Origin of the sequence: Rhodococcus sp. MH15, assembly GCF_019266045.1 — a bacterium.
Lineage (GTDB): Bacteria > Actinomycetota > Actinomycetes > Mycobacteriales > Mycobacteriaceae > Rhodococcus_F > Rhodococcus_F qingshengii.
In genome coordinates, this window is record NZ_LPNP01000026.1 from 1 (window position 1) to 3,472 (window position 3,472).

Consider the following 3,472-nt stretch of genomic DNA (forward strand, 5'->3'; position numbering starts at 1 on the left):
AGGAAGGGTCGCAGGTTCGAATCCTGCCGAGGGCACATCCATGCCTCAAACCGCAGGTCAAAATATCGATCTAACCTGCACTGCATCCCTCGGTACATACCGTAATATTCGGTGTTATTCGATGTTATTACCAGCAAAGCGTTGAGTAAGTGTTGAGCAAATCGCAGGTGTGCGGAAGCTTGCTGCGACACAAGACGAAGCGTCAACCGTCGACAATCTAGCCACTCGGCGGCAGGGTTAATTGGCATGGATGACGAATTTTGGAACGCCCAGCAATGCTTCGAATACACCGGAGTTCCGAAGGGCACTTGGCTCTACTGGGCCCACATCGGAAAGGGTCCGCCCAGCTTCAAGCTCGGGCGCCGACGTGTCTGGCGTAAGAGTGTCGTTCTCGCATGGGTCGCCGAACAGGAAGCCGCTGGAGCCGAGGACTACAACAACTGAGCAGCGACTCGATTACCCGTTACGAACGGCCCGTCTGGTTTGATTCAGGCATGACAGAACCCCATGACTCCGTAAAGAAGCGGCCAGCGGCCGGCTTCTATCCAGACCATCACGATCCGAACAAGTATCGCTTCTGGGATGGCCAGTACTGGACCGCTGAAACTAGGCCCGCGCCGGCACCAACGGTCACGCACCGCAACACCACAAACGCGTATTACGTCATCGCGAGAGTGATGGGGGTACTCGCAGTCAGTTGCATAGCCGTAATCGCGCTACTGATATTTACCGACGTTCGAGTCGGTGGAACGAACTGCGGATCGGTAATCAATTCGGGATCGGATAGCTCGGTCATGTCGTATGGCGAGGCCTGGATCTGCAAGGCCGCCCGGGACAGTCGGGAAACCTGGAGCTTCGTCGCCCTGGGTGGCTGCGTCTTGTTTTTGGTCCTAGGGGCGGTCATTGGGCGAGCTGGAGACAAAGTTGAGTGAAATCAAGAAGGATGGTCGCCACACCAAACCATATGACTGCGACGTAGACACCAAGTACTTCGCGGAATACATCGCGAAATGAAAGGCGCAACATGAAGGTTGTCGTCGGTTTCGTAGCCGCACTCATCGCGCTCATCCTCATCAAAAACGTGCTCCTCGCGATCGCCGCGAACTGGCTCACAATCCTGCTTGTCTTCGCCACAATCATCGCAATCGTGTTAATAGGGACGTTCGCGAAAACCTTCATCGACATCAACCGTGAAGGACACAAGCTCGCCAAGCAGCAACGCAAAGAACTGCTCGCCAGGGCAGTAAACCAAAACACCGCATATCTGCAAGGCCATGATCGTGGCGTCTACGGGGACTATCCGCCCGCGGAACTTGACTAGACCATGCCTGACTGAGCCCTAACCGAAGCAACGGGTTTCTTCGACACCGTCACGCTGCTGCAGCAGATTTGATGTGCCGCGATCCTGGTTGTGGGCCGACTTGTTGCCAAACGGCTGCTATCAATCCGAGGATCACCAAGGGTGCAGCGAATGCGAGCAATCCCCAGTAAGAGGACCAGTTCGCAAGCCCGATGATCGACAGACTAACGAGCGCAGCGACCGCTAACCAGGAGACCCACATTCGGGCTGCCAATGCCGCCGCCATCGGCGGTGCCGTTAGCAACAGCCCCAACCCGAACAGCGGCCACATCCCCGATGCATGGACGATACGGTCATCACACCGAAAGGAAGACTGACTTTCGCCGGTCTTCGCGCACGACAAAGACACGTCAGACATAGACCACGAGGACCCTACCCACGCAACAAAAGCCAACGCGGCCACGCCCGAGGTCCACCACACTGCTCTCCACACGTCCGCAGCCTAGCCCGGTGCGGGTCCAGCCGTTTCCGCTCGGAGTAGCTGGGATGTGATTCGGAGCGCTCTTTGCCGAATCATTACTCAAATCGAATGCGCGTCTGGTCTCCTAGATCAATGAGATCAAAGATCGTCGTCGCTGCGGCACTCTCGCTGAGCTTCTTCACTACCGGATGTGGAGCGTCGGTCTCTACCGAATCCGAACAGCCTCAAGACTCGGCCGTTCAATCCACGAGTCCGACAACCGAAGCCAGCGCTATTCGCAAGAAGGCGATCGGCGAAGAGGCGGCCGCAGGGTGCGTTGAAGGTGCCGGCAGAGAAACGTGCGACGTTCGATTCACGATCACCTCCATCACTCGCGGTGAATCATGCTCGGCATATTCAACTGGCATTCTGGAGCTGCCGGCGAACCACGAGGTCGTCCGCTTCAATATCGAAGCTGAGACTGCACCTGAATTCAGCTACGCCCAGGCCAACGGCGTGTTGCTCACGCAGTACTGGAGCGTTGTCGATGCGGACGGTTACATGGTGAAGGATCCCGATATCGCTACCGGGTGTGACGTCGACGCAAACGTCGTCTACAAATTCCTCGAGCCAGGTACGAAACAGAGGTCAAGCGTCCCCATCATCGCGCCAGTCGGCGCGACAACGCTGCGCCTCTCAGAGCAGGGCCACGGCTGGGAATGGGAAATTCCTGCAGTAGCCGAGATGCCGCCGACCGCCCCCGCCGCTCCGCCGGTTGAATCCCCCGCTCCGTCCACGGTTCAAGAGTGGACACCAATAACAACCACCGTTGCCCAGAACCCCGTCGACAGTCGCCCCAACCCTTACCCGAACTCGCAGGACTCATTCGGCCGAGATACGGGAACAAGCGGGGCAACCCTGGTCGGATGCGGCGATTGGAGCGAGTATCAACCAGGCACGGGCATTTACTCAGACGGCTCTCTGGACTACGCCGCGCAGTGTCTACCCGGCGGGTCAATGGCGCCAAACTAGGCCATTGACGATTCGAGGCCGCATGCGTTTCAGACAAGCAGCGCCAAAATGATCCAGCCCGCTGACAGAATCGCGAACATCATGCCGATCTGATCGAGCAGACGACGCCGGCCCTCGTTGTGTTCGACGAGCAACGCTGCGATCCGGAATGGCAAACAGAGAACTCCAGCCACCACCGCGGCGATGGCGAGCCACCGTTCGAAAGACACTTCACCATCCCACTCGTGACCGCCCCCGACATTCGCTGGGTAATGGGATAGTAATATATCTGAGCACCCTTTCCTTGCCAGGTCCGGGCGCACGGCTCACCGGAGCAGCAGTCACGCGCCAATCCGGTGAGCCCTCCGTTCTGCGTGACAGCACCTCTAGTTCGCACTGCGGTCCGTCTCGCCTGAAGGCGAAGGAGGCGGCCACTCCCTTGCGATTTCCGACACGGAGACTGGATGACCAACCACAACATCCCCGCCAGCCCACAGAAGAAACAGTGGGCCTGGATCGCCCTGACCGTCACATCCATCGCACTGGCAACGATCGTGGCAGTCGTTTAAGCGCCGATGTCGACGGCCATCGTAAGCTCCCCACTGGCGGCCATTTATGGCGCATTTTGTGGCCATGGTTTCTCCCCGCGTACGGCCAGATAGTTCCCCACCTGCTGTGAGTCAGATTCGGTCCCGGCAACG

Annotated in this window: 5 protein-coding genes; 4 read left to right on the forward strand and 1 reads right to left on the reverse strand. The window is 58.2% G+C overall.

Annotation, left to right across the window (positions count from 1 at the left end; translation table 11 throughout):
* The first annotated feature begins 246 nt into the window (after positions 1-246).
* From ATN37_RS00245 to ATN37_RS00260, 4 genes are all read left to right on the forward strand, one after another.
* Positions 247-444 carry an AlpA family transcriptional regulator gene (locus ATN37_RS00245; RefSeq protein ID WP_218694585.1) on the forward strand — a complete coding sequence of 66 codons (198 nt, stop codon included), beginning with the start codon at positions 247-249 and terminating at the stop codon, positions 442-444.
* Positions 445-494: 50 nt separating this feature from the next.
* Positions 495-932: a DUF2510 domain-containing protein gene (locus tag ATN37_RS33040; protein ID WP_218694586.1), complete on the forward strand. Its 438-nt coding sequence runs from the start codon at positions 495-497 to the stop codon at positions 930-932.
* Between the two features lie 92 nt (positions 933-1,024).
* Positions 1,025-1,321, forward strand: a complete 297-nt coding sequence (locus tag ATN37_RS00255) for a hypothetical protein (protein WP_218694587.1) — start codon at positions 1,025-1,027, stop codon at positions 1,319-1,321.
* 592 nt (positions 1,322-1,913) lie between these two features.
* On the forward strand, positions 1,914-2,792 hold the full coding sequence (locus tag ATN37_RS00260) for a hypothetical protein (protein WP_218694588.1): 879 nt from the start codon (positions 1,914-1,916) through the stop codon (positions 2,790-2,792).
* A gap of 29 nt (positions 2,793-2,821) precedes the next feature.
* Here the strand turns inward: ATN37_RS00260 and ATN37_RS00265 are convergent, their stop codons facing one another.
* Positions 2,822-3,001: a hypothetical protein gene (locus ATN37_RS00265; protein ID WP_054825952.1), complete on the reverse strand. Its 180-nt coding sequence runs from the start codon at positions 2,999-3,001 to the stop codon at positions 2,822-2,824.
* Positions 3,002-3,472: the final 471 nt, after the last annotated feature.

Coding starts and splice junctions, on each gene's coding strand:
- ATN37_RS00245 (WP_218694585.1), top strand. CDS start 247: ATGGATGACGAATTTTGGAACGCCCAGCAATGCTTCGAATACACCGGA.
- ATN37_RS33040 (WP_218694586.1), top strand. CDS start 495: ATGACAGAACCCCATGACTCCGTAAAGAAGCGGCCAGCGGCCGGCTTC.
- ATN37_RS00255 (WP_218694587.1), top strand. CDS start 1,025: ATGAAGGTTGTCGTCGGTTTCGTAGCCGCACTCATCGCGCTCATCCTC.
- ATN37_RS00260 (WP_218694588.1), top strand. CDS start 1,914: ATGAGATCAAAGATCGTCGTCGCTGCGGCACTCTCGCTGAGCTTCTTC.